This is a genomic window from Streptomyces lushanensis, assembly GCF_001700515.1.
Taxonomy (GTDB): Bacteria; Actinomycetota; Actinomycetes; order Streptomycetales; family Streptomycetaceae; genus Streptomyces; species Streptomyces lushanensis.
In genome coordinates this window covers 56,216-57,084 of sequence record NZ_MAUD01000105.1, presented here as the reverse complement: position 1 = coordinate 57,084, position 869 = coordinate 56,216, and the positions used below count along the sequence as shown (strand labels likewise).

1 protein-coding gene is annotated in these 869 nt (G+C 65.7%); it reads left to right on the top strand.

Features of this window, described 5'->3' with window-relative positions; all coding sequences use genetic code 11:
• Positions 1 to 360: 360 nt before the first annotated feature.
• Positions 361 to 846 carry an RICIN domain-containing protein gene (locus BFF77_RS10245; protein ID WP_066946699.1) on the top strand — a complete coding sequence of 162 codons (486 nt, stop codon included), beginning with the start codon at positions 361 to 363 and terminating at the stop codon, positions 844 to 846.
• Positions 847 to 869: the final 23 nt, after the last annotated feature.

The following is an 869-nucleotide window of genomic DNA, read 5'->3' as shown; positions in this document are numbered from 1 at the left end:
GGCGGCGGCCACGATCGTGGCGCGGCGGCGCCCCCGGTCCACGGCCGCGTCCAGGGCCGGATTCAACGGCGGACCGTCCAGGAAGAGTAGTACGAGAAGATCGCGCAGCTCTTCGGCGGGCAGCCGTGAACGGACTACGGCCGGACCGGGCTCGCCCACCGTTTCCGAAGGATTTTTGTATGGATCCTCCAACGCTCCGGCGGCGAGTGACCGCCTGAGCGCCGTCTGTGACGCGTGTGACGCATATGGCTTCATGAATGAGGGGAACCTCTCAGGGCTTGTAACCACCCAGACCCGTTGGCCAGGACAGCGGATGTGTTCCGGCCGACGTGGTCCGCCGACCATGAAGGGTTCCCTCCCGTGGCCAAAGTGTTCCGTAAGCTCCTCGTACCCGCCCTCTTCGCACTGACGTCCTTCGCGCTGCCGCCCACCACCGTTGCGGCCGCCGCACCCGTGGACGCGGTCCCGCTCGTCGGCACCATGTGCCTGTCCAGCGACTATCCGAGAACGCGCATAGTCAATGTGGACTCCTGCAACTCCTCCAGCGCCAACCAGCGCTGGACCGTCAGTGGTGAGTCGATCTTCGAGTCCGCCTATCCCGGCATGTGTCTGGCCAACGACTACCCGAGAACGCGGATCGTCAACGTGGAGCCCTGCAACTCCTCCGGGCCCCGCCAGCACTGGACCGTCAGCGGTGAGTCGATCTACGCGACCGCGAACCCCGGTATGTGCCTGACCAGTGACTACCCGAGAACGCGGATCGTCAATGTGGAGCCGTGCAACCCCTCGGGACCCCGCCAGCACTGGACCGTGCAGGGCGAGCAGATCAGCATGACCTTAGTGTGACCCTCTGATCCGCTCCGGCGTCC